Here is a 21,767-nt window from a genome sequence, read left to right as displayed (position 1 = left end):
CGACCGATCGCGCGCTGGCAACTCGGGCAAGCCTGGGGCATTGCGCTAGCGTTCGCTTGCAGCCCAATCCCAATAGAGCGCGCGGGCACGGCGAGCAATAGGACCCACCTGAAATTGCGTATCCTCCAGCGCAGTTACCGGTGTGACCTTGCTCATGTTTCCGGACATGAAGACCTCGTCGGCCTCGTGGAAATCCTCGAAGCTCAGAACCGTTTCGTGGACCTTCACACCATCCGCGCGCAGGTTTTTGATATGCCGGGCCCGGGTAATGCCGGCCAAGAAGGTTCCGTTCGGGATCGGTGTAAAGACTTCGCCATCCTTCACCATAAAGATGTTGGCCGTCGCCGTTTCCGCTACATGCCCCATCGCATCGGCCACCAAAGCGTTGGAAAAGCCTTTCGAGCGTGCCTCTTGCAGCATGCGGGCGTTGTTGGGGTAAAGGCACCCCGCTTTGGCGTTTACGACCGCGCTTTCCAGAACCGGGCGGCGGAAGCGCGTGGTCGACAGAGTGACCGACGAGGTTTCCGGGGCCATTGGGATTTCTTCCAGGCAGATGGCAAAACCGGTGCTGTTTTCCTGCGGGACTATTGCCGTGCTGTCACCGTCGATTCCCCAGTACATCGGACGAATGTAAACGGCTGTGTCCGGGCTGTAGGCCTGCAACCCTTCGCGTACCAACTCGACCATCTGTTCGGTCGTCATGGTCGGCGTCAGCATCAAGGCTTCGGCTGACCGGTTCACCCGTGCGCAATGGGCCTCCAGATCCGGGGCCACCCCGTCAAAATACCGCGCGCCATCAAAGACCGAAGATCCCAGCCAGGCGCCATGATCCGCCGCGCGCATGATGGGTGCGTCCCCCTCATGCCATTGGCCTTGAAAATAGGTCCGGATGTTCGTGCCGGTTGCCATGACGCCCTCCTTTGATTCAGGCAAACCCTAGGAGGGCGTCAGGCGAAGGTCCAGTGCAATCAGCGTGATGCGGCGCCGACCATGCCAACGATTTCGTAGGTCTTTTGCAGGATCGGAGCAGCGATTTCACGTGCGCGCTCGGCACCGCGGGCGAGAATCCGGTCAATCTCGGCCTGATCCCCCATCAGACGTGACATTTCGGTCGAGATCGGAGCCAGTTTCGCCACTGCCAGATCGGCCAGCATCGGTTTGAACTCACCGAACTGCTTGCCGCCTACTTCGGACAGAACCTGTTCGATGGTTTGATCGTTCAGGGCCGCGTAAATATTGACCAGGTTACGCGCCTCGGGGCGGTCCTCGAGCCCTTCGGCTTCTGACGGCAGAGCATCGGGGTCGGTCTTGGCTTTGCGGATTTTCTTGGCAATCGCTTCGGCGTCATCCGTCAGGTTGATCCGGCTCATGTCAGAAGGGTCGGATTTCGACATCTTCTTGGATCCGTCCCTCAGGCTCATGACACGTGTGGCCGCACCTTCGATCACTGGCTCGGTGACGGGGAAGAAATCGACGCCGAAATCGTTGTTGAACTTGATGGCGATGTCGCGGGTCAGCTCAAGATGCTGTTTCTGGTCTTCGCCGACCGGTACGTGGGTTGCGTGGTAGATTAGAATGTCCGCAGCCATCAGAGCAGGATAGGCAAACAAGCCAAGCGAAGCGTTCTGCTGGTTCTTGCCGGCCTTGTCCTTCCACTGGGTCATGCGCTGCATCCAACCCATACGAGCAACACAGTTAAATATCCAAGCCAGTTGCGCGTGTTCCGGCACTTGGCTTTGATTGAACAAAATCGATTTTTCGGGGTTTAGTCCAGAAGCGATGTAACCGGCACAAAGCTCCCGCGTTGCATGCTGTAACTCGATTGGATCTTGCCATACCGTGATTGCATGAAGATCGACCATGCAATAGATGGTTTCAAATTCCTCGCTTTGCATTCTCACCCAGTTCCGAAGCGCACCGAGATAATTGCCGAGGTGCAGGTTACCCGAAGGCTGTGCGCCGGAAAACACGCGGGGCGTGAACTGGGTCTCGGTCATCAAAGGGAACTCCTGTCTGGAAAAATCAGCCTCCGTCGCTTACCCATGAGGCAAAGGGACGTCAACAGCCGCGAAAGGCCATCCCAATGAGCAGTGAGCATTACACACCCGCCGTTAACCCGTTGCCGCCCGTTGTGGTGGCGCTGGTTCTGTTCATCATCGGCGTCGAACTGGCCTTCACGCTGGGATCGCGCGGTTTGATCGGAGGACCGGCGGCCGTGGGTTGGCGTCTGGACGCGATACAGCACTATGCCTTCTCGGCGGATATTTTCGATTGGATGGTGCTGAACGGGCGTTGGCCGTTCGAACATCTGGTCCGGTTCGTGACCTATCCCTTTGTATCCGCCAACTTTACGCAGGCGATTTTTGTCTGTGTCTTCGTTCTGGCGATGGGAAAAATGGTTGGTGAGGTTTTCGGTGGTGTCCCCATGCTGCTGATCTTCGTCGTCTCGGGGATTGGCGGCGCGTTGAGTTATGCCGTTTTGCTGGACCCGCGCTATCCCCTGATCGGAGGGTTTCCACCTGTTTATGGCCTGATCGGAGCATTCACGTGGTTGTTGTGGCGCAAACTGTCTCTTGTGGGGGCAAATCAGGCGAGGGCGTTTCAGCTGATCGCCGTTCTGATGGGCATTCAGTTCCTGTTTGGTCTGATCTTCGGCGGAAACGCGGAATGGGTCGCCGATCTGGGCGGGTTTGCCACCGGCTTTGGCATGTCATTTCTGGTGGCGCCGGGGGCCTGGGCCCGGATCGTCGGGCGCATCCGACGCGATTGATCAGGCCCGGCGCAAGGCGCGTTTGAACTCTGACAATTTGAACGCTCCCAGGACATGACCAAGACAGAAATACGAGACGGCGGCGACCACGATCAGGACCAAAAGCGCAAGATAGCGCCAGCCTGGAATGTCCAGCGTCCAACCCAAGAAGTGGATCAACGCAAACAAAACCGCGCCCATGCCGACCGAGGCCAGAACGATCCGTCCCGCACGTGCCCTGAAACGGTCATCGAAACGCGCTTCTTCGCCCATGCGACGTGCCCCGATCGCCAGAAGAACAACCATGGCCCAGCCGGCAGTTGACGCGGCAATCGCAGGGGCGATCCAACCCACCAGCGGAAATAGGCCAAACGCCAAGGCCGCGTTCACGACCATTGCGACCACCGCATAACGGAACGGGGAACGCGTATCCTCGCGCGCAAAGAAAAGGGGTTGCAGCAATTTTTGCAGCATGAATGCAGGCAGACCGATGCCATAGATCGCGACCGCCAGCGCTGTCGCAGCGGTATCCTCGGGACTGAACTGTCCCCGTTCGAACAGCACCGAAACCAGCGGGTTCGGGATGATCAGGAACGCCACGGTCGACGGCAGCGTCAACAGCAGCATAAATTCCCCGGCGCGGGAAAACGCGTTGCGGGCTCCTTCCTTGTCGTCGACGCGCAGGCGGCGGGACAGGTCTGGCAGCAGGACAATGCCAATGGCGATTCCGACGACGCCCAAAGGCAGTTGGTAAAGGCGATCCGCGGCAAACAGCCAACTCACGGCCTTTTCAGTCTTTGATGCCACCAGTTGTCCGACCACCAGATTGACCTGCGTAACCCCCATGGCCAAGGCGGCGGGAACCGCGATGCGGACCATCCGGCGCATATGGGGCGTCAGGTGGGGCAGGCCGGGTCGGATACGGATACCGGCACGCTCGGTCGCCACCCAGACCAGCACCAGTTGTGCGACGCCGGCGACCGGAATGACCGAGATCAGCCATCGTATCACCTCACCGCCAGAGATGGCCCCGGCGATCAGCGCGGTGCAGGCAAAGATGTTCAGCAAAACAGGTGCCGCTGCGGCCGCTGCGAACCTGCCGGTGGCGTTCAATACCCCCGAAAATAACGCCGCCAAGGACATGAAAAGGATATACGGGAACACGACATAGCCATAGTCCACGGCCAGATCGAAACGTTCATCCCCATGGAACCCTTCGGCCGTCAGCCACACCAGACCCGGCATAAAAACCATGGCCAGCCCGACCAGCGCCAGAACGGCCACGGCCAACAGATTGAACGCATCCTGCGCGAACCCCTGGGGGTTCTCGTCCGCCTCCAGCCGTTTCGAGAACATGGGCACAAAAGCCGCGTTAAACGCGCCTTCGGCGAAAAAGCGGCGGAACATGTTCGGCAGGCGAAAGGCCGCGACGAAAGCATCCATCACCGGCCCGGGGCCGATGAAGGCGGTCAGCAGAATTTCCCGCAGAAACCCCAGTATTCGACTGGCCAGCGTCCAGAAGCCGACCGTAAACAGGCCTGAAAACAAACGGATTTGCTTCATGAGGCCGCACGCTCGGCGCCTTCGGTGATCGCCTTGCGCAGCTTGGCCTCAAGCCCACGTTGCTTGTTTTCGGAATGATATTTCAAGCCGAACATATCCTTGACGTAAAACGTATCGACCACCTGTTCGCCATAGGTCGCGATCACGGCATTGGCGATGTAAACATTCGCTGCCGCGAGGGTCCGGGTCAGATCAAACAGCAGACCCGGACGGTCGCGGGTGTCCACTTCGATGATCGTGTATATTTCAGAGCCGTCATTGTCGAAGGTGATATGCGTTGGAACGTTGAAGGCACGCTCGCGTTTCTTGATCTTGTCGCGTGATTTCAACGCCTCCTTCGCAACCACTTCGCCGCGCAGCGTCTTGTGGATCATCTGCGTAAGACGTGGCAGGCGTGAGGCTTCAAACGGGTGCCCTTCGGCGTCCTGAATCCAGAATGCATCGGTGACATAGCCGTCTTTGGTCGTATAGCTGCGCGCATCCACGACATTCGCGCCGACCAGGGCCAGCGCGCCGGCAATGCGGGCAAAGATACCGGGGTGGTCGCCCATTGCAAAACAGGCTCGGGTTGCGTCGCGATCCTCGTCCGGTTGCAGGCGGATCTCCATCGCGCCGGGGTCGCCGCTTTGTTCCAGCGCACGCAGCATGTTCGCAAACTCGACATGTGTGGCCAGATTGAGACCCTGCCAATACGGGTCATAGTGGCGCCCCGTCTCGGATTTGAGATCGGCCTTGGACCAGGCCGCCAGTTCGGTGCGCAGGGCCTTTTTTGCCTCGGCGCCGCGATTGGCGCGGTTGAGGTCCTCCATCCCGGTCTCCAGCGCGCGCTTGGTTTCGGCGTGAAGGGCACGCAAAAGCGTGGCTTTCCAGTTGTTCCAGGTGTTCGGTCCCACGCCGCGAATGTCGCAGACGGTCAGAACGGTCAACAGGTCCAGCCGTTTGACGGTTTGAACTGCCTTGGCGAAATCGCGCACTGTGCGGGGGTCTGAAATGTCACGTTTCTGTGCCATGTCGGACATCAGCAGGTGATAACGCACCAGCCATTCGACCGTTTCCGAATCTGCTTTGTTCAGGCCCAGTCTTGGTGCCACCTTGCGCGCGATCTGTGCTCCAAGAATCGAGTGATCCTCGGGTCGCCCCTTCGCGATATCATGCAGCAACAGGGCGACATATAGCACCTTGCGATTGACCCCACCTTTCAGAATCGAAGAGGCAAGAGGCAGCGATTCAATCAACTCTCCGCGTTCGATCTGGGCCAAGTTCACGATGCACTGGATGGTATGCTCGTCCACCGTATAGCTGTGGTACATGTTAAACTGCATCATTGCCACGATGGGCTCGAATTCGGGCAGGAAGGCTGACAGCACACCCAGTTCGTTCATCCGCCGCAAGGCACGCTCTGGGTTGCCGTGTTTCAGCATCAGGTCCAGAAAGATGCGCCGCGCCTCTTTGTCATTGCGCATTTCGTCGTCGATCAGATGCAGATTTGCCGCCACCAGACGCATGGCATCCGGATGGATCAGCATTCCTGTTCGCAAGCCTTCTTCGAACAGGCGCAGAAGGTTTACCTTGTCGGACAGAAATTTGTCAGGGTCCGCTACGTCCAGACGACCGTGAACAACCCTGTATCCCGCTTTGATCCGCCGGCGTCTGCGGAAAATGCGCTCCAGCAATGGTGCGCCTTTCACGTGCAGCGCCTCAAGCTTCGTCAGAAAAATCCGCGTCAACTCGCCCACACGCGTGGCTTCGCGGAAATAGCGTTGCATGAACACCTCGACCGCCCGGCGACCGGCGTGATCCTCATAGCCCATGCGCGCGGCGACCTCGACCTGCATGTCAAAGGTCAGTTGCTCGGTGGCGCGACCCGTCACCAGATGCAAATGCGAACGAACGGCCCAAAGAAATTCTTCGGCCTGAACGAAGGTCTTGAACTCTTCCGGGGTGAACAGACCCAAAGGCACAAGTTCGGCCACGTCCTGAACGCCATAGATGTACTTTGCGATCCAGTAGAGGGATTGGAGGTCGCGCAACCCCCCTTTGCCCTCTTTCACGTTGGGCTCGACCTTGTAGCGTTCTCCCTGTTTCAGGTGCCGCTCATCTCGTTCGTTCAGTTTGGCTTCGATGAACTCCCGCTCGGTTCCTTTGAACAGCTCGGTTTTCAGGCGCCGTTCAAGCTCGTCGGCCAGCGCCTTGTCACCCGCCAGATAACGTTGTTCAAGCATTGCTGTGCGGATCGTGAAATCCTCGGTGCCCAGCCGAAGGCAGTCTTTGATCGTGCGCGAGGAATGCCCGACCTTAAGCCTGAGATCCCAAAGGATATAAAGCATCGATTCGATGACGCTTTCGGCCCAGGCGGTGATTTTATAGGGGGTCAGAAACAGCAGATCGACATCCGAAGAGGGCGCCATTTCACCGCGCCCGTATCCGCCAACGGCCAGTACGGCGATCTTTTCACCTTGCGTTGGCGTCGCAAGCGGGTGCAGGCGCGTGCTGGAGACCAGCATCGCGGTTCCGACCAGCTGGTCCGTCAGGTAGGTATAGGAGCGGGTCAGCGCGCGCGCGTCGAACGGACGCTCGCTGAAGGCATCGGCAATGGCTTTGCGACCCGCTTTTTGAGCGTCGCGCAGAATGCGCACTGTTTCAGAGCGCATTTTGCTGTTGTCAGAGCAGGTCTCGAACACCTCGGCCAGCGCATCATTGACGCTGACGCTGTCAAAGATGTTTTCGGCAGGGCAAATTAGCGCGCCATCCGGCGCCATGGTCTCGCCCGATCGCTCAGAAACCGGCACCAGAGAAGCTTTGCGGGGCAGGGTCAATCACAACCACCTGTTTATTCTGAATCGTCGCTACGGCAAGGCCGCGTTCATTGGTGCCGTTCGGGCGGAGACGGAAGATACCGCCAACACCTTGGAAACCGGCATTTTGCGTCAGGGCAGCACCGGTCAGCGCATCGGATTTGCCCTGGCTGACCAAAGCACCAATCGCCGCAATGCCGTCATAGGCCAGACCGCTGATCGGATGAGGCGCTTCTCCATATGTCGCGTTATACCGTTGACGATAGGCTTGGGCTTTGGACGGGTCGGGCAGGGCGAACCATCCCCCTTGCACGCCTGGCAGCTCCAGCGTTTGCGGGGGGATATCCCAACGGGTCAGACCGATGAATTGTGTCGTCGCCGGAGAAACGCCGGCCTCAGGCAGCAATTGCGAGAAAAGTGGCAAGGCACCCGCTGTCGTTGCCGTCATGAAAATCGAGTCCGCCCCTGTCGAATCGACGGTGGCCTTGATGGTGGGAACCGAGTTGATAACACCCTGTTGCGACCGGTCGTATCCGACCGTTCCCGCATTGTTGACCCGGCTGTTTGCCAGTGCATTGGCGATGGCAGCTTGCCCCACTTGTCCCGCAGCATCATTGCTGTGCACGATAACCGTGTTCGTTTTGCCTTGCCTGCCCGCATAATTTACCAGCCGGTTGGCGGTGTTTTCAAAGGTCGGTCCAAGTACAAATACATTGCCACCCGCAATGCTGGTGTTGTTCGAGAACGACAGGACATTCACGTTATTGTTCAGTACGGCCAGCCCGGCAGCGTTTGCCGCCTGGGCGTAAACAGGGCCGACAATGATCTTGGCGCCTTCGGCAACGGCCTGCTGGGCCACCGCTGTCGCCGTGGTCGGATTTCCTGCCGTATCGTAAACACGCAGGTCGATTTTGACGTTAGGCAGATCGGACATTGCCATACGGGCCGCATTCTCAAGGCTCTGCGCCAGCGCGGCGTCGCCCGAGCGGGGAACCAGCAAAGCAACCGGAACAGGATTCGACGTGTCAATCGAAGGGCCACCCCCAACGCCGCCGGGCTCACAAGCGGCCAGAAACGCTGCGGTCGTCAGGGCAATGGCGGCTTTCGCCAGCTTGCTTACGGGCTTGCAAACGGTAAACATCTAAATGAAAACTCCCTGATCCGGCGGCTGTGAATGCTTCTGTTCTGTTGAGCCGCGATAATAAACGTCACGCTGTGAGGGTCCAGCTTTGAATTTCCAAAAGATCAGATTGGCTGCGGGCCTGTATTTTGTTGCCACTCCGATCGGAACCGCGCGCGATATTACGCTCAGGGCGCTGGATGTTCTGGCCTCGGCCGATGTGATAGCGGCGGAGGACACCCGGAGCCTGCGGCGGTTGATGGAAATCCATGGCATCCCGCTGGAGGGTCGGCATATCCAGGCCTACCATGATCACAGCGGCGCCGGGGCGCGTGGCAGACTCATGGATGCCCTGGCGCAGGGGCAATCTGTCGCCTATGCATCCGAGGCGGGTATGCCACTGATCGCTGATCCGGGATATGATCTGGGCAAGCAGGCGGCCGAAGCCGGGCATATGGTGACCTGTGCGCCCGGGGCATCCGCCGCAATAACAGCGCTGACCCTGGCGGGCCTGCCAACGGATTCATTCTTCTTCGCAGGTTTCTTGCCCAATGCATCGGGCGCACGCCGGACCCGGATTGAGGCTTTGAAAAACATACCAGGCACCTTGGTGTTCTACGAATCCCCCAAACGCGTCTCGGCCAGCCTTGCAGATCTTGCGGATTGCCTGGGGGCAGACCGTCAGGCGGCCTTGTGCCGTGAACTGACGAAAAAGTTCGAAGAAATCCGCCGTGGAAGACTGGCCGATCTGGCGGCAGAAATTCAGGAAAAACCGGTCAAGGGTGAGATCGTTCTGCTGGTGGACCGTAGTCATTCGCAAAGTGTTAACGAATCCGACGTAGAAGAGGCTTTGAAGCGAGCTTTGGAAACCCACTCGGTTCGGGACGCAGCGGATCTTGTGTCAGAAATGTATGATCTGCCGCGCCGTCCGATTTACCAGAAAGCTCTGAAACTGGGAAAGGGATGACATGGGGCGGCGTGCAATTCAGGGCTCGGTTTCCTATCAGGCGGGGCAGTCGGCCGAGCTTCGGGTCGCCTCGGACTATGAGCGCCGGGGTTTTGCAATTGCGCATCGCCGGTGGCGGGGTGCCGGTGGTGAAATCGATCTGATTGTGCGGGATGGCGACGGGCTCGTGTTCATCGAGGTCAAGAAAAGCTCCAGTTTCGAAAAAGCTGCAGCCCGGATCAGTCAAAGACAAATTGACCGAATCTGTGCCTCGGCCGCGCAATACTTGGAAAACGAACCGGGTGGGCAATTGACCAATGTCCGATTTGACGCGGCACTGGTAGATGGCACTGGCGCGGTTCAAATCATCGAAAACGCCTTCGGTCACGCCTAAGCCCCATTGAACCCTCAGGCCTGCTGGGCCATGTATCTTGCGTGAAACTGAGGGACACGACATGAAAATCGCCTTTCAAATGGACCCGATCGGGGCCGTGGACATCAACGCCGACAGCTCATTCCGTCTGGCGGAGGAGGCGCAGGCGCGCGGTCATTCGTTGTTTTTCTATGGGCCGGATCAGCTGGCCTATCAGGAAGGTCGTATCACGGCGCGCGGCCATGACATGACCGTGCAGCGGGTCGCCGGCGATCCGGCGATTCTGAGCCCCGAACGTGAAGTTGACCTGGCCGATTTCGACGTGGTCTGGCTGCGTCAGGATCCACCCTTTGACATGCATTACATCACGTCCACCCATCTGCTGGACCGCCTGAAAGGGCAAACGCTGGTGGTCAACGACCCGTTCTGGGTGCGGAACTATCCTGAAAAACTGCTGGTTTTGGATTTCCCTGACCTGACGCCGCCGACAACGATTGCCCGTGACATAAAAACGATCAAGGCGTTCAAGGAAAAGCACGGCGATATCATCCTAAAGCCGCTTTATGGCAATGGCGGTGCGGGCGTGTTCCGACTGGATGCCAATGACCGCAACCTGACCTCTCTGCACGAGCTGTTCACGGGGTTCTCGCGCGAGCCTCTGATCGTGCAAAAGTTCCTGCCGGATGTCAGCAATGGCGACAAGCGGGTGATCCTCGTGGACGGTGAACCGGTTGGCGCAATCAACCGGGTGCCAGCCGCGGGCGAAACGCGGTCAAACATGCATGTGGGCGGACGCCCGGAAAAGGTCGGGTTGTCAGAGCGTGATCTGGAGATCTGCGCAGCCATCGGACCGCTACTGAAAGAAAAAGGCCAGATTTTTGTCGGGATCGACATCATTGGCGACTATCTCACCGAAATCAACGTGACCTCGCCCACCGGCATTCAAGAGCTGGAACGGTTCGACGGCGTGAACATCGCCGAGAAGATCTGGCAGGCGATTGAAGCCAAGATCTAGGCCATGACCCGGGCGCTGATGCGAAAGCTCAGCGCCTCTGCAACATGTGGCCTGCGGATGTCGGCTGAACCGTCCAGATCGGCGATCGTCCGCGCCACCCTCAGGATCCGATGAAAGGCACGCGCCGATAGGCCGAACCGATCTGCGGCCTTCAGCAAAACGGCTTTTCCTTCTGCATCGGGTGTTGCGATCTGTTCCAGAACTTTGCCTTCGGCGTCGGAATTCTGACGCAGGTCCGGCATTCCCCGAAACCGCTCTGCCTGTATGGCGCGGGCGTTTTCAACCCGCGCGGCAACTGTCGCCGAGCTGTCGCCGGATGGGGGCAGATCAAGATCGGTGAAGCCCACAGGCGGAACTTCGATCCGCAGGTCGAACCTGTCCATCAGGGGCCCCGAGATACGGTTCAGATAATCCTCGCCGCAGCCGGGTGCGCGAGAGCAGGCGCGCGATGGATCCGTCAGGTAGCCGCATTTGCACGGGTTCGCGGCGGCCACCAGCATGAAACGGCAGGGGTATTTCACGTGGGCATTGGCACGCGCCACCATGACTTCTCCGGATTCTATTGGCTGGCGCAGGGTCTCCAGAACCGTACGGGGAAATTCGGGGAACTCATCCATGAACAGCACGCCGTTATGCGCCAATGAGATCTCACCGGGCTTGGCACCTTTGCCCCCGCCGACAATGGCTGCCATCGAGGCCGTATGATGCGGTTCCCGAAATGGACGCGTGCGGTTGATGCCGCCTTCATCCAGCAACCCGCACAGGGACTGGATCATCGAAGTTTCCAACGCTTCGACTGCGGTCAGCGGTGGCAAGATGCCCGGAAGCCGTGCGGCCAGCATGGATTTGCCCGACCCCGGCGTGCCGATCATGATCAGATGGTGACGCCCGGCTGCCGCGATTTCCAAGGCGCGCTTGGCGCGTTCCTGCCCCTTTACATCGCGCAGATCCCGCACGCTGGGCGCCAGATTCACCTCGCCGGGTTGTGCCGCCGGCAAAGGGCACTGTCCCGAGAAATGGCGGACAACATCGCCCAGGGAACCCGCGCCGATAACCTGAGTGGCGTCGACCCATGCAGCCTCGGCGCTGGAGGCTTTGGGACACAGCAACATGCGATCTTCTGACGCGGCCGTCATGGCCGCGGGCAGGGCGCCGACGACAGGCACCAGAGATCCATCAAGCGACAACTCTCCCAGTGCAACTGTTCCTTCGGCGGCATCGGCTGGGATGACCTCGAGTGCCGATAACAGCGCGACTGCGATGGGCAGGTCGAAATGGCTGCCTTCCTTGGGCAGATCCGCAGGAGACAGGTTGATCGTAATTCGTTTCGACGGCAGAGCGATGGCCATCGCACTCAGCGCGCTGCGGACGCGGTCGCGGGCTTCGGACACGGCTTTGTCGGGAAGGCCAACGATGGAAAAGGCCGGCAAGCCGGGCGATACGGCACATTGCACCTCGACCGGGCGGGCTTCGACGCCGTGAAAGGCAACAGTGTGGGCGCGGGCGACCATGGCAGTCCTGTTCTTGGTTAACAGGGTGTTGCTGCCATGATTGTGGTTTAAGAGTCGTTAACGGTTGCGCGCAATGCAGCGAATTTTGGCCACGCGTCGGGATCGGCAATTGTTTTGTCGCGGCAGAATGGATTGCAGAAGCCCCAGCATTTTCCATCCAACTCCAGAAATTCCGCAACGGGTTTGCCGGAATACGGGCAAACTTGGTTGATTGACGGGCCGGAGACCGGCTTGGCGGTTGAAACCCCTCCGATCGGCCAGGGCTTGGACGGCAAATCCTGACGATAGGGAAAAGGGTCGTATCTGACAGTCAGGCCCATTGCGCGCCATTGTCTGACGGCGGGGTCTGACAACAGGTCCAGGCAATAGGTCCGGTTCGCCTTGGAAACTGGCAGCCCATATCCGATGATCCGCGCTGCGACAGGTGTGTAAAACACGTCCGCCAGCGAATACGCGCCGAACAACGGGCCTTGTCCCGCACCGGACACTTTGCGTGCATGGTCCCAGAGTATTGCGATGCGTGCCAGATCTGCCAGTGTTTCATCTGAGGGGTCGAAACCCTGCCAGACGTGCAGCAATTGCATCGGGCATTCATCCCGCAAGGCACCAAACCCTGCCACCATCTCGGCGCATAGCCAGCGGGCGGTTGCCCGGGCGGCGGGATCTGATGGCCACAACCCGGCATCAGGGTGGCGCTCGGCCAGGGTTTCAGCCATGGCCAGGCTTTCGCCCACCACAGTTCCTTCCGGCAGGCGCAGGGCAGGCACAAGTCGCGCTGGGGCCAAGGGCTCCATATCCTGTGCCATGGTGCCCGAATACAGGCCAATCATGTGGCTTCTGTAGGGAAGGTTGAATTTCTCAAGCATCAACCAGCCACGCATTGACCAGCTGGAGAAGAGGCGGTCGCCGATATGCAAATCATATGTCATACGCAGACGATGCCGCAGGTTCGCAACCCGGTAAAACAGTGATTTGTGTGGGGTCTGTTCACGGAAGGTGATTGATCGTACCGACGGACCACCTGCCTGCGTCGATCAGGATATCCGTTACCGACAGGTTGTCGATTCGGTGTGAAAAGGTCTGTTGTCCGTCCAGATCAAGGGCGCGCTGCACCTGAGTAAGGATAACGCCGAAATGCGCGACGATGACCAGATCGCGGCCTGAATGTACTGAAACAAGCGTGTCGATCGCCGCATCAACCCGATTGCGGATGTCGTTCCAGCTTTCACCTTGCGGCGGGCGGACATCGCCGGGGTTGTCCCAATATGAAAAGGCCAGTTCCGGGTCTTCGGCTTCGATTTCGGCAAATCCGCGCAACTCCCAGTCGCCAAAATGGATTTCCCGCAAGCCCGGTTTATGGGGAAGGCGTTGACGTTGACCTTGTATGGCCGTGGCGGTGTCAACCGCCCGTGACAGATCGGACGAGATCACAAGCGCCTTGGGCGGCAAATGGTCGTGCAGACGTTTCAGTGCGGCTGTATCGCTAAGGTCAGCGGGCAGGTCGGACCAGCCGACCATGGTTTTCGCATGTGTCGGCCCGTGTCGAACAAGGTGAAGGCGCATCACGGCATTTGCCCTTTCAGAACCAAGGGCAACCCGGCAGTGATCTGCACCACCAGATCGGCCTGCGCTGCAAGCGCGATGTTCAGCCGCCCCTGTGCTTCGCGAAACCGGCGGGCCAGGGTGTTGTCCGGGACAATGCCGTGGCCAACTTCGTTCGAGACGATCACGATTTGCGCAGGGCATGCACGAAGGGCGTCAAGCAGGGCGGTTTGTGCCGCTTCCAGATCGGTTTCGGCCAGCAGGTGGTTGCTCAGCCACATGGTGGCGCAGTCAATCAGGCAAATCTGATCGGGCGACAACGTGGCCAGAACCGGCCCCGGGTCGAAGGGTTCTTCAACCGTGGTCCAACCGTCGCCGCGCTGTTCAAGATGGCGCTCAATCTTCTGGCGCATCTCGTCATCAAACACTTGTGATGTCGCAAGGTAAACTCGGCTTTTCCCCTGAGAAACAACCAGTTCTTCGGCGAAAACCGACTTGCCCGACGCGGCCCCGCCCAGAACCAAGGTTAAATCCGGCGACACAGTACTTACCTATAGTTGATCCGTTTGGTGCTGTTTTGCGTAATGGTCATAGGTCGGCAAAGCAAGTCTGACCAGTACCTGCAAACAGGGGAGAGGTTTATGGCACTGGATAATGCGACGGACTTTTCGATGTCCCGGCAAGCAATGAAGGCCGAGCTGCTGGATGCGGAAACCGAACTGAAACTGGCTTATGCATGGCGTGATGAGCGTGATGAACAGGCGTTGCACCGTCTGATCACCGCCTATATGCGTCTGGCGATTTCGATGGCGGCCAAGTTCAAGCGCTATGGCGCGCCGATGAATGATCTCATTCAGGAAGCAGGCCTTGGCCTGATGAAGGCCGCAGACAAGTTCGACCCAGATCGCGGCGTGCGGTTTTCGACCTATGCCGTATGGTGGATCAAGGCAAGCATTCAGGACTATGTGATGCGGAACTGGTCCATGGTTCGGACCGGGTCAACCTCATCTCAAAAATCGCTGTTTTTCAACATGCGTCGCGTTCAGGCCCGGCTGGAACGGGAAGCCGCCACCGAAGGGCAGGAATTGGACCGTCATCAGTTACACCAGATGATCGCCACGGAAATCGGTGTGCCGCTGCGCGACGTCGAGATGATGGAAGGTCGTCTGTCCGGCTCTGATTTTTCGCTGAATGCGGTGCAATCCGCTGATGAGGATGGGCGCGAGTGGATCGATGCCCTGGAAGATGACCGCGAGCAGGCAGCCGAAGCAGTTGAACACAGCCATGATACCGAACAGTTGCGCAAGTGGCTGTTGACGGCGATGAATGCCTTGAATGATCGCGAGCGTTTCATTGTGCGCGAGCGCAAGCTGCGAGACCCTGCGCGAACCCTGGAAAGCCTGGGAACCGAGCTGGGTCTGTCAAAAGAACGTGTACGACAGCTTGAAGCCGCAGCCTTTGCGAAAATGCGCAAGAACCTTGAAGCCCAGTCGCGCGAGGTGCAACACTTCATCGCATGAAACAGTTTGCGATTCTTGCGTTTGTTCTGGGTCTTACGGTTGCGGCAGCGCGACCGGGGCTGGCAGATAGACTTGTTCCCGCTGATGCCATGTCCGCGATGCGGGACGCCGATGTCTTGATATTGGGGGAAGTTCACGACAACCCGACGCATCATTTGGTGCAGGCCGAGGCGCTTGAAGCTGTTTCACCTTCGGCCGTCGTCTGGGAAATGGTCACGGAAGAGGGCGCGCAGAGACTCGCTCAGAAAGCTGTGTCAAACCCGGAAGAACTGAGCCGCATTCTGAAATGGGCTGAAAGTGGCTGGCCGCCGCTCAGCATGTATTATCCGGTGTTCGAGGCGTCAGGCGCGCCGGTTTACGGGGCTATGGTTCCGCGTGCTGCCGCGCGTGCCGCGATGGAACGCGGTGCCGCCACGGCGTTGGGGGCAGACGCGGCGCGTTATGGCCTGACGGTGCCTCTATCGCCCGAAGAACAGGCCGCGCGCGAAGCCGACCAGTTGGCGGCGCATTGCGATGCGCTTCCGGCTGAAATGTTGCCCCAGATGGTTGCGATCCAACGATTGCGCGATGCTGTGCTGGCCCGTGCCGTGGTCCGTGCGATGGACGAAACCGGGGGTCCGGTTGCCGTGATAACTGGAAATGGTCACGCGCGAAAGGATCGGGGCATACCGACCTATCTAGCGCGCCTCAGACCAGGTTGGAAAGTCGTGGCCGTCGGACAATCCGAGGATGGAGCGATCGACGGAGAATTCGATATCGTGATTGATAGCCCCACGGCCGAGCGCGAAGACCCCTGTGCGGCATTTCAGGTTCAGAATTAATCGCTGGAACTACCTGCGGGCCTTGCCTAATGTCGGGGCCGACCGGGACGGGAAGGGCTGAACATGCTGTCATCCAAACGCATTCTGCTGATTATCGGTGGCGGAATCGCGGCCTACAAATCGCTGGACCTGATCCGCAGGTTGCGCGAGCGTGGCGCGGACGTAACCCCTGTATTGACGCGCGCTGCGGAAGAGTTTGTGACGCCGCTGTCCGTATCGGCTCTGGCAGGTGAAAAAGGCTATCGCGATCTGTTTGATCTCACCGATGAGGCCGAGATGGGGCATATTCAACTGTCCCGCTCTGCGGATCTGATCGTCGTGGCCCCCGCAACGGCGGATCTGATGGGCAAGATGGCCGCAGGGTTGGCCAACGATCTGGCCTCGACCCTTCTGATGGCCACGGACACACCCGTTCTGTGTGCGCCCGCGATGAATGTGCGGATGTGGACCCACCCGGCAACACAGCGAAACCTGAAGCAGCTGCAAGCGGATGGCGTGCGCTTTGTGGGCCCGAACGAAGGCGACATGGCCTGTGGCGAATACGGCCCGGGGCGCATGTCCGAGCCGCTGGAAATTGTCGCGGCGATTGAGGCTCGGTTGTCTGCGGGGCCTTTGACGGGCAAGCGGGTGCTGGTGACGTCCGGCCCGACGCATGAGCCGATAGATCCGGTCCGGTATATAGCCAACCGCTCGTCCGGGGCCCAAGGTGCCGCCGTAGCCCGGGCGCTGGCGGAATTGGGGGCCGAAGTAACCTTTGTGACTGGCCCGGCAGACGTGCCGCCCCCGGCGGGTGTGCGGGTCGTACCTGTCGAAACCGCGCAACAGATGTCTGATGCGGTTGATGCAGCTCTGCCCGTCGATGCCGGAATATTCGCGGCTGCGGTCGCGGACTGGCGTGTCGCCAGCGCGTCGGACAAGAAGCTGAAGAAAAGTCGCGATGGCCTGCCGGTACTGGAATTCGCCGAAAACCCGGACATTCTGAAACGTGTTTCCGGGATGGGCGCGAACCGTCCGCCATTGGTTGTCGGCTTTGCTGCCGAGACGGACAATGTGATTGAACACGCCACGGCCAAGCGTCTGCGCAAAGGCTGTGACTGGATCGTCGCCAACGATGTCAGCCCTGCAACAGGCATTATGGGCGGGTCAGAGAATGCGGTCATCCTGATTTCGGACAACGGGGCCGAGGAATGGCCCCGTATGGGGAAAGACGAAGTTGCCCGGCGTCTGGCGGCGAAAATCGCGGACGCGTTGGCAGGCTGAAGGAAAGGCAAGGGCATGGTTGCAATCCGGGTGATCCGCGAAGACGGGGCAGACCCCGCCGTGGCGCTTCCCTCTTACGAAACCTCGGGGGCGGCCGGCGCGGACGTGCGTGCCAATCTGCCCGACGGCGCGCCGATTACGCTGGACCCCGGTCAGCGGGCGCTGGTGCCGACCGGCCTGCGCATTGAAATCCCGCAAGGGTATGAGGTGCAGGTTCGGCCCCGCTCGGGCCTTGCGTTGAAACATGGGATTACACTGCCCAACACGCCGGGCACCATTGACAGCGACTATCGTGGGCCCTTGGGCGTGATCGTGATGAATGCGGGCCAGGAACGGTTCGAGATCGCCCACGGAGATCGTATCGCGCAGCTTGTGGTCGCGCCGGTGGTGCAGGCCAGGTTTGAACTGGCTCAGGCGCTGGGCGAAACCGATCGCGGGGCTGGCGGTTTCGGCTCGACCGGGCGCGGCTGATGCTGTTGGTTTTCATCCTGGCTGCGGGGCTTTGGGGCGTCGGTTATTTCGCCGGCACGTCCCCAAAAGCGCGGGTGGTTTCCTTGAGTGTGTTGTTGGCCGGCGTCATACTGTCCCATCTGATCTTACCGGATGGGCACCCTCTTCGCGAAGCAACGGGTGGGTCTGCGGCGCTTTGGCTGATCCTCGTGGGTTTCGCGGCGCTGGCTTTGCTGTATGGCAGAATACTCAAAGCCTTACGCAACCGCGCAGTTTCAACTTCGGAACCGGAGCCCGACATGCCCTCGGACCGATTTACCGAGGCCGAGCTGGACCGCTATGCCCGCCATATCGTGTTGCGCGAACTGGGTGGGCCCGGTCAGAAAAAACTTAAGAAAGCCCGCGTGCTGGTGATCGGCGCAGGTGGTCTGGGCGCACCTGCGCTGCAATATCTGGCGGCTGCGGGTGTCGGCACGATCGGGATCATCGACGATGACGTCGTCGAGAATGCCAACCTGCAACGACAGGTTATTCACCGGGACGCGGATATTGGAATGCCCAAGGTCTTTTCGGCCCAGCGGGCAATGGAGGCGCAAAACCCGAACGTCGTTGTTCTGCCCTATCACCGCCGCTTGAGCGAGGAAATCGCCACCGACCTGTTTGCAGACTTCGATCTGATTCTTGACGGAACCGACAATTTTGAGACCCGGTATCTGGCAAACCGAACCGCTGTCGCGCTGGGCAAACCGCTGATTTCGGGGGCTTTGTCGCAGTGGGAAGGTCAACTGAGTGTGTTTGCCCCCACCAATGGCAGCCCCTGCTATCAGTGCATCTTCCCAGAGGCCCCGGCCCCCGGTCTGGCCCCGTCCTGTTCCGAGGCCGGTGTGATCGGCCCGCTGCCGGGCGTCGTCGGATCAATGATGGCGGTCGAGGCGATCAAGGTGATAACGGGCGCCGGCATGGCGCTGCGTGGCGAGATGCTGATCTATGACGCGCTGTACGGTGAAAGCCGCAAGATTGTTCTGACCCGCCGGGGCGATTGCCCTGTTTGTGGCATGAGAAACGATTAACCTTTCTTCACATGGGTTGGGTGTTCTGGAACACCCGGCCGTGGCGACATAGCTATGGGATCAAAGGAGATCCGCATGACCAACCCGATCCTGTCCAACTGGACCACACCGTTTGAAATCGCCCCTTTTTCCGATATCTCGGATGATGATTTCTCGCCGGCACTGGAGCAGGCGATGAAAGAGCATAACGCCGAAATTGACGCGATAGCGGCAAATCCGGATACCCCCACATTCGCCAACACGATCGAGGCGCTCGAGGCTGCGGGCGGGCAACTGGACAAGGTTCTGTCGGTCTTCTTCACGATTGCGGGCGCGGACAGCAACCCCAAGCGGGAAGAACTGCAACGCGCGTTTTCCCCCAAGCTTTCGACGCATTTTTCGGGCATTTCTTCCAACAAGTCGCTGTTCAAGCGTGTGGCCGACCTATGGGCACGGCGCGATGATCTTGACCTGACCGAGGAACAGGCGCGTGTGCTGATGCTGACCCACCGGGGCTTTGTGCGTGCCGGTGCGGCTTTGGTAGGGGACGAAGACACCCGTATGCAAGAGATCAAGTCGCGCCTTGCGTCGCTGGGCACCTCGTTTACCCAGAACCTGCTGGCGGATGAGCGGGACTGGTACATGGATCTGACCGAAGGGGATCTGAACGGCCTGCCGGATTTCGTCGTGGACGCGGCGCGTGCCGCGGGGCAGGAGAAGAAAGCCAAGGGGCCGGTGGTCACCTTGTCACGGTCGCTGATCGTGCCGTTTCTGCAATTCTCGCCCCGCCGGGACCTGCGTGAAAAAGCCTATCGCGCCTGGGCCGCACGCGGCGCCAATGGGGGCGAGACAGACAACCGAGACATCGCGGCCGAGATTCTGGCCTTACGCCAAGAACGTGCCAAGCTTCTGGGCTATGACACGTTCGCCGACTACAAGCTGGAAACCGAGATGGCGCGCACGCCGGATCGGGTGCGTGAACTGTTGATGCAGGTTTGGGAACCGGCCAAGTCCCGCGCAGACGCCGACGCGGATGTTCTGACGCAGATGATGCAGGAAGACGGCATCAACGGCCCGCTGGAAGCTTGGGATTGGCGGTACTATGCTGAAAAGCGGCGCAAGGCGGAACACGATTTGGATGAGGCTGCGTTGAAACCCTATCTGCAACTGGATCGTATGATCGAGGCTTCGTTTGCCTGCGCCAACCGGCTTTTCGGGCTGGATTTCAAACCGTTGGACGTACCCCTCTATCACCCGGATTGCCGGGCTTGGGACGTTACCCGCGACGGGCAGCATATTGCCGTATTTATCGGAGACTACTTTGCACGAGGGTCCAAGCGGTCAGGCGCCTGGTGCAGCGCGATGAGGGCGCAGGCCAAATTCCCGAAGAAGCAGACACCGGTTGTCATCAATGTCTGCAACTTTGCCAAAGGGGATCCCGCCTTGCTGTCCTATGATGACGCGCGGACCCTGTTTCATGAATTCGGCCATGCCCTGCACCAGATGCTGTCCAACGTGACATATGAAAGCATCTCGGGCACGTCCGTGGCGCGCGATTTCGTAGAATTGCCCAGCCAGCTTTACGAACACTGGCTGGAAGTGCCCGAGGTTCTTGCCGAGTTTGCGACCCATGCGGAAACGGGCGAGCCGATGCCGCAGGAAATGCTGCAAAAGGTGCTGAAGGCGGCCAATTTCGATCAGGGATTCCAGACGGTGGAATATGTCGCCTCGGCCCTTGTTGATCTGGCCTTCCACGATGGCGAGGCACCGGCAGATCCGATGGCGAAACAGTCAGAAGTTTTGGCCAGGTTGGGGATGCCGAAAGCCATTGGAATGCGCCACGCTACTCCGCATTTCGCGCATGTCTTTGCAGGCGATGGCTACAGCTCGGGGTACTACAGCTATATGTGGTCCGAAGTGATGGATGCCGACGCCTTTGCCGCCTTTGAAGAGGCGGGAGGTGCCTTTGACCCCGAACGCGCCAAAGCGTTGGAGGACAACATCCTGTCCACTGGCGGTTCGCGCGAGGCAGAAGACCTGTATCTGGCGTTCCGGGGAAGATTGCCGGGGGTTGACGCCCTGTTGAAAGGCCGCGGTCTGATCGCGGCCTGAAATCAGTAGCCCAAAGCGCGATCCACCAGGTGCACGAAGGGCTCTCCGGCTTCGCCACGCCGGATGTTTTCGCAAATGACCTGCGCGGCTGTGACCGGGCGGGTCTCGGACGCGATATGAGGGGTCACCGTCACGTTCGGATGTGCCCAATACGGATGATCGGGGGGCAGGGGCTCGACCCGGAACACATCCAGCGTCGCGTGACCGACCTGACCCGCGTTCAAGGCATCCAGCAGCGCATCGTCATCGATCAGGGGTCCGCGACCCGGGTTGATGATCCGCGCGCCCTTGGGCAGCAGGGCCAGCGTTTCAGCATTCAACGCGTTTTCGGTGGCAGCGGTGTCAGGCAGCAGCAGAACCAGTATCTCGGCCCGGGAAAGCGCGTCACGCAGACCGTCAGGACCATGCAGGCAGGTTACGCCGGGGATGTCCTTGGCGGTGCGGCTCCAGCCTGTGACCGTGAAATTCAGCGAGGCCAGGGTGCGGGCCGCGGCTTCGCCCAACGCGCCGAGGCCTAGAATGCACACTTTGCGCTCTTGCGCCAAAGGTGGGGCATCCGGGGCCCAGACGCCATCCTGGATGGTGATGTGGCGATCCATTCCCAGATGATAGCGCAGCACATGGCCCACCACCCATTCGGTCATACCTTGCGTCAGCCCGTGATCCACCATTCGCGCCAAGGGGACGGTCAGCGTGTCATTGTCCGCGATCTTTTCAACCCCGGCCCAGAGGCTCAGAACCGCCTTCAGGCGTGTAAAGGGCGAAAAATCCAGTAACCCGCCATTCGGAGCGTAGACAACGTAATCGACCTGATCCGGGTCAAATTCCGTACCGAGCCGCGCCTCAACGCCGGCCTCCGCAAGGTATCGAGTGAGCAGCGGTTCATACACGGGCCACAGGGCAGGGCGCGCGGAAAACAGAACGTTTACGGGCATCGGGGG

20 protein-coding genes are annotated in these 21,767 nt (G+C 59.7%); 10 read left to right on the top strand and 10 right to left on the bottom strand.

Features of this window, described 5'->3' with window-relative positions; genetic code table 11:
• Window positions 1–45: 45 nt before the first annotated feature.
• Window positions 46–909, bottom strand: a complete 864-nt coding sequence (locus GS605_RS12960; protein ID WP_171724254.1) for a branched-chain amino acid aminotransferase — start codon at window positions 907–909, stop codon at window positions 46–48.
• Window positions 910–968: 59 nt separating this feature from the next.
• The gene (gene trpS / locus GS605_RS12955) at window positions 969–1,997 is read right to left on the bottom strand and encodes a tryptophan--tRNA ligase (protein WP_171641678.1); all 1,029 of its coding nucleotides are present in this window, start codon (window positions 1,995–1,997) and stop codon (window positions 969–971) included.
• An 86-nt stretch (window positions 1,998–2,083) separates the two neighbouring features.
• On the opposite strand from trpS, the gene GS605_RS12950 reads away from it, so the two are divergent.
• The gene (locus GS605_RS12950; RefSeq protein ID WP_171171106.1) at window positions 2,084–2,770 is read left to right on the top strand and encodes a rhomboid family intramembrane serine protease; all 687 of its coding nucleotides are present in this window, start codon (window positions 2,084–2,086) and stop codon (window positions 2,768–2,770) included.
• Here GS605_RS12950 and murJ read toward each other — a convergent pair whose 3' ends face one another.
• Genes murJ through GS605_RS12935 form a run of 3 tightly spaced genes read right to left on the bottom strand, consistent with a single transcriptional unit; the run spans window position 2,771 to window position 8,248 of the window.
• Window positions 2,771–4,312 carry a murein biosynthesis integral membrane protein MurJ gene (gene murJ, locus GS605_RS12945; RefSeq protein WP_171724253.1) on the bottom strand — a complete coding sequence of 514 codons (1,542 nt, stop codon included), beginning with the start codon at window positions 4,310–4,312 and terminating at the stop codon, window positions 2,771–2,773.
• The gene (locus GS605_RS12940) at window positions 4,309–7,128 is read right to left on the bottom strand and encodes a [protein-PII] uridylyltransferase (RefSeq protein WP_371807759.1); all 2,820 of its coding nucleotides are present in this window, start codon (window positions 7,126–7,128) and stop codon (window positions 4,309–4,311) included. Before GS605_RS12940 ends, murJ begins: the two co-directional genes overlap by 4 nt.
• On the bottom strand, window positions 7,088–8,248 hold the full coding sequence (locus GS605_RS12935) for a penicillin-binding protein activator (RefSeq protein WP_171634868.1): 1,161 nt from the start codon (window positions 8,246–8,248) through the stop codon (window positions 7,088–7,090). Before GS605_RS12935 ends, GS605_RS12940 begins: the two co-directional genes overlap by 41 nt.
• Before the next feature lie 88 nt (window positions 8,249–8,336).
• Between GS605_RS12935 and rsmI the strand changes: the two genes are divergently transcribed.
• The 3 genes from rsmI to gshB all read left to right on the top strand — a co-directional run bounded on the left by rsmI (window position 8,337) and on the right by gshB (window position 10,561).
• Entirely contained in the window at window positions 8,337–9,194 is an 858-nt protein-coding gene (rsmI, locus tag GS605_RS12930; RefSeq protein ID WP_171724252.1) for a 16S rRNA (cytidine(1402)-2'-O)-methyltransferase, read from the top strand.
• 1 nt (window position 9,195) lies between these two features.
• On the top strand, window positions 9,196–9,567 hold the full coding sequence (locus tag GS605_RS12925) for a YraN family protein (RefSeq protein WP_152456873.1): 372 nt from the start codon (window positions 9,196–9,198) through the stop codon (window positions 9,565–9,567).
• 61 nt (window positions 9,568–9,628) lie between these two features.
• On the top strand, window positions 9,629–10,561 hold the full coding sequence (gene gshB / locus GS605_RS12920; RefSeq protein WP_171634863.1) for a glutathione synthase: 933 nt from the start codon (window positions 9,629–9,631) through the stop codon (window positions 10,559–10,561).
• Here the strand turns inward: gshB and GS605_RS12915 are convergent.
• Genes GS605_RS12915 through cobU form a run of 4 tightly spaced genes read right to left on the bottom strand, consistent with a single transcriptional unit; the run spans window position 10,558 to window position 14,156 of the window.
• Complete coding sequence (locus tag GS605_RS12915) at window positions 10,558–12,072, bottom strand: YifB family Mg chelatase-like AAA ATPase (protein ID WP_171724251.1); 1,515 nt, start codon at window positions 12,070–12,072, stop codon at window positions 10,558–10,560. The two genes, gshB and GS605_RS12915, sit on opposite strands and share 4 nt — an antisense overlap.
• Window positions 12,073–12,119: 47 nt before the next feature.
• Entirely contained in the window at window positions 12,120–13,001 is an 882-nt protein-coding gene (locus GS605_RS12910; RefSeq protein WP_171724250.1) for a glutathione S-transferase, read from the bottom strand.
• A 58-nt stretch (window positions 13,002–13,059) separates the two neighbouring features.
• Window positions 13,060–13,638, bottom strand: coding sequence for a histidine phosphatase family protein (locus GS605_RS12905; protein ID WP_171724249.1), 579 nt, complete (start codon window positions 13,636–13,638; stop codon window positions 13,060–13,062).
• A complete protein-coding gene (gene cobU, locus GS605_RS12900; protein ID WP_171724248.1) occupies window positions 13,635–14,156 on the bottom strand; it encodes a bifunctional adenosylcobinamide kinase/adenosylcobinamide-phosphate guanylyltransferase in 522 nt (173 codons plus the stop codon). The genes GS605_RS12905 and cobU overlap by 4 nt, the downstream gene beginning before the upstream one ends.
• A gap of 99 nt (window positions 14,157–14,255) precedes the next feature.
• Between cobU and GS605_RS12895 the strand changes: the two genes are divergently transcribed.
• The 6 genes from GS605_RS12895 to GS605_RS12870 all read left to right on the top strand — a co-directional run bounded on the left by GS605_RS12895 (window position 14,256) and on the right by GS605_RS12870 (window position 20,826).
• Window positions 14,256–15,134, top strand: coding sequence for an RNA polymerase factor sigma-32 (locus GS605_RS12895; RefSeq protein WP_152456879.1), 879 nt, complete (start codon window positions 14,256–14,258; stop codon window positions 15,132–15,134).
• Window positions 15,131–15,955 (top strand): ChaN family lipoprotein, encoded by an 825-nt coding sequence (locus tag GS605_RS12890; RefSeq protein WP_171634850.1) that lies wholly within the window; start codon window positions 15,131–15,133, stop codon window positions 15,953–15,955. Before GS605_RS12895 ends, GS605_RS12890 begins: the two co-directional genes overlap by 4 nt.
• Window positions 15,956–16,018: 63 nt before the next feature.
• A complete protein-coding gene (gene coaBC / locus GS605_RS12885) occupies window positions 16,019–17,215 on the top strand; it encodes a bifunctional phosphopantothenoylcysteine decarboxylase/phosphopantothenate--cysteine ligase CoaBC (protein WP_171724247.1) in 1,197 nt (398 codons plus the stop codon).
• Between the two features lie 15 nt (window positions 17,216–17,230).
• Window positions 17,231–17,686: a dUTP diphosphatase gene (gene dut, locus GS605_RS12880; RefSeq protein WP_152456882.1), complete on the top strand. Its 456-nt coding sequence runs from the start codon at window positions 17,231–17,233 to the stop codon at window positions 17,684–17,686.
• Window positions 17,686–18,735 carry a HesA/MoeB/ThiF family protein gene (locus GS605_RS12875; protein WP_171724246.1) on the top strand — a complete coding sequence of 350 codons (1,050 nt, stop codon included), beginning with the start codon at window positions 17,686–17,688 and terminating at the stop codon, window positions 18,733–18,735. Before dut ends, GS605_RS12875 begins: the two co-directional genes overlap by 1 nt.
• Window positions 18,736–18,810: 75 nt before the next feature.
• Window positions 18,811–20,826, top strand: a complete 2,016-nt coding sequence (locus GS605_RS12870) for a M3 family metallopeptidase (protein WP_171724245.1) — start codon at window positions 18,811–18,813, stop codon at window positions 20,824–20,826.
• Window positions 20,827–20,828: 2 nt separating this feature from the next.
• On the opposite strand, the gene GS605_RS12865 is transcribed toward GS605_RS12870, so the two are convergent.
• Entirely contained in the window at window positions 20,829–21,761 is a 933-nt protein-coding gene (locus GS605_RS12865) for a glyoxylate/hydroxypyruvate reductase A (protein WP_171724244.1), read from the bottom strand.
• Window positions 21,762–21,767: the final 6 nt, after the last annotated feature.

It is taken from the genome of Ruegeria sp. HKCCD7559 (genome assembly GCF_013110575.1).
Taxonomy (GTDB): domain Bacteria; phylum Pseudomonadota; class Alphaproteobacteria; order Rhodobacterales; family Rhodobacteraceae; genus Ruegeria.
This window is presented reverse-complemented; position numbering and strand designations above follow the sequence as displayed.

Coding starts and splice junctions, on each gene's coding strand:
- GS605_RS12915 (WP_171724251.1), bottom strand. CDS start 12,072: ATGGTCGCCCGCGCCCACACTGTTGCCTTTCACGGCGTCGAAGCCCGC.
- GS605_RS12895 (WP_152456879.1), top strand. CDS start 14,256: ATGGCACTGGATAATGCGACGGACTTTTCGATGTCCCGGCAAGCAATG.
- GS605_RS12890 (WP_171634850.1), top strand. CDS start 15,131: ATGAAACAGTTTGCGATTCTTGCGTTTGTTCTGGGTCTTACGGTTGCG.
- dut (WP_152456882.1), top strand. CDS start 17,231: ATGGTTGCAATCCGGGTGATCCGCGAAGACGGGGCAGACCCCGCCGTG.
- coaBC (WP_171724247.1), top strand. CDS start 16,019: ATGCTGTCATCCAAACGCATTCTGCTGATTATCGGTGGCGGAATCGCG.
- GS605_RS12925 (WP_152456873.1), top strand. CDS start 9,196: ATGGGGCGGCGTGCAATTCAGGGCTCGGTTTCCTATCAGGCGGGGCAG.
- GS605_RS12910 (WP_171724250.1), bottom strand. CDS start 13,001: ATGACATATGATTTGCATATCGGCGACCGCCTCTTCTCCAGCTGGTCA.
- GS605_RS12875 (WP_171724246.1), top strand. CDS start 17,686: ATGCTGTTGGTTTTCATCCTGGCTGCGGGGCTTTGGGGCGTCGGTTAT.
- GS605_RS12950 (WP_171171106.1), top strand. CDS start 2,084: ATGAGCAGTGAGCATTACACACCCGCCGTTAACCCGTTGCCGCCCGTT.
- murJ (WP_171724253.1), bottom strand. CDS start 4,312: ATGAAGCAAATCCGTTTGTTTTCAGGCCTGTTTACGGTCGGCTTCTGG.
- trpS (WP_171641678.1), bottom strand. CDS start 1,997: ATGACCGAGACCCAGTTCACGCCCCGCGTGTTTTCCGGCGCACAGCCT.
- GS605_RS12935 (WP_171634868.1), bottom strand. CDS start 8,248: ATGTTTACCGTTTGCAAGCCCGTAAGCAAGCTGGCGAAAGCCGCCATT.
- GS605_RS12865 (WP_171724244.1), bottom strand. CDS start 21,761: ATGCCCGTAAACGTTCTGTTTTCCGCGCGCCCTGCCCTGTGGCCCGTG.
- GS605_RS12870 (WP_171724245.1), top strand. CDS start 18,811: ATGACCAACCCGATCCTGTCCAACTGGACCACACCGTTTGAAATCGCC.
- gshB (WP_171634863.1), top strand. CDS start 9,629: ATGAAAATCGCCTTTCAAATGGACCCGATCGGGGCCGTGGACATCAAC.
- GS605_RS12960 (WP_171724254.1), bottom strand. CDS start 909: ATGGCAACCGGCACGAACATCCGGACCTATTTTCAAGGCCAATGGCAT.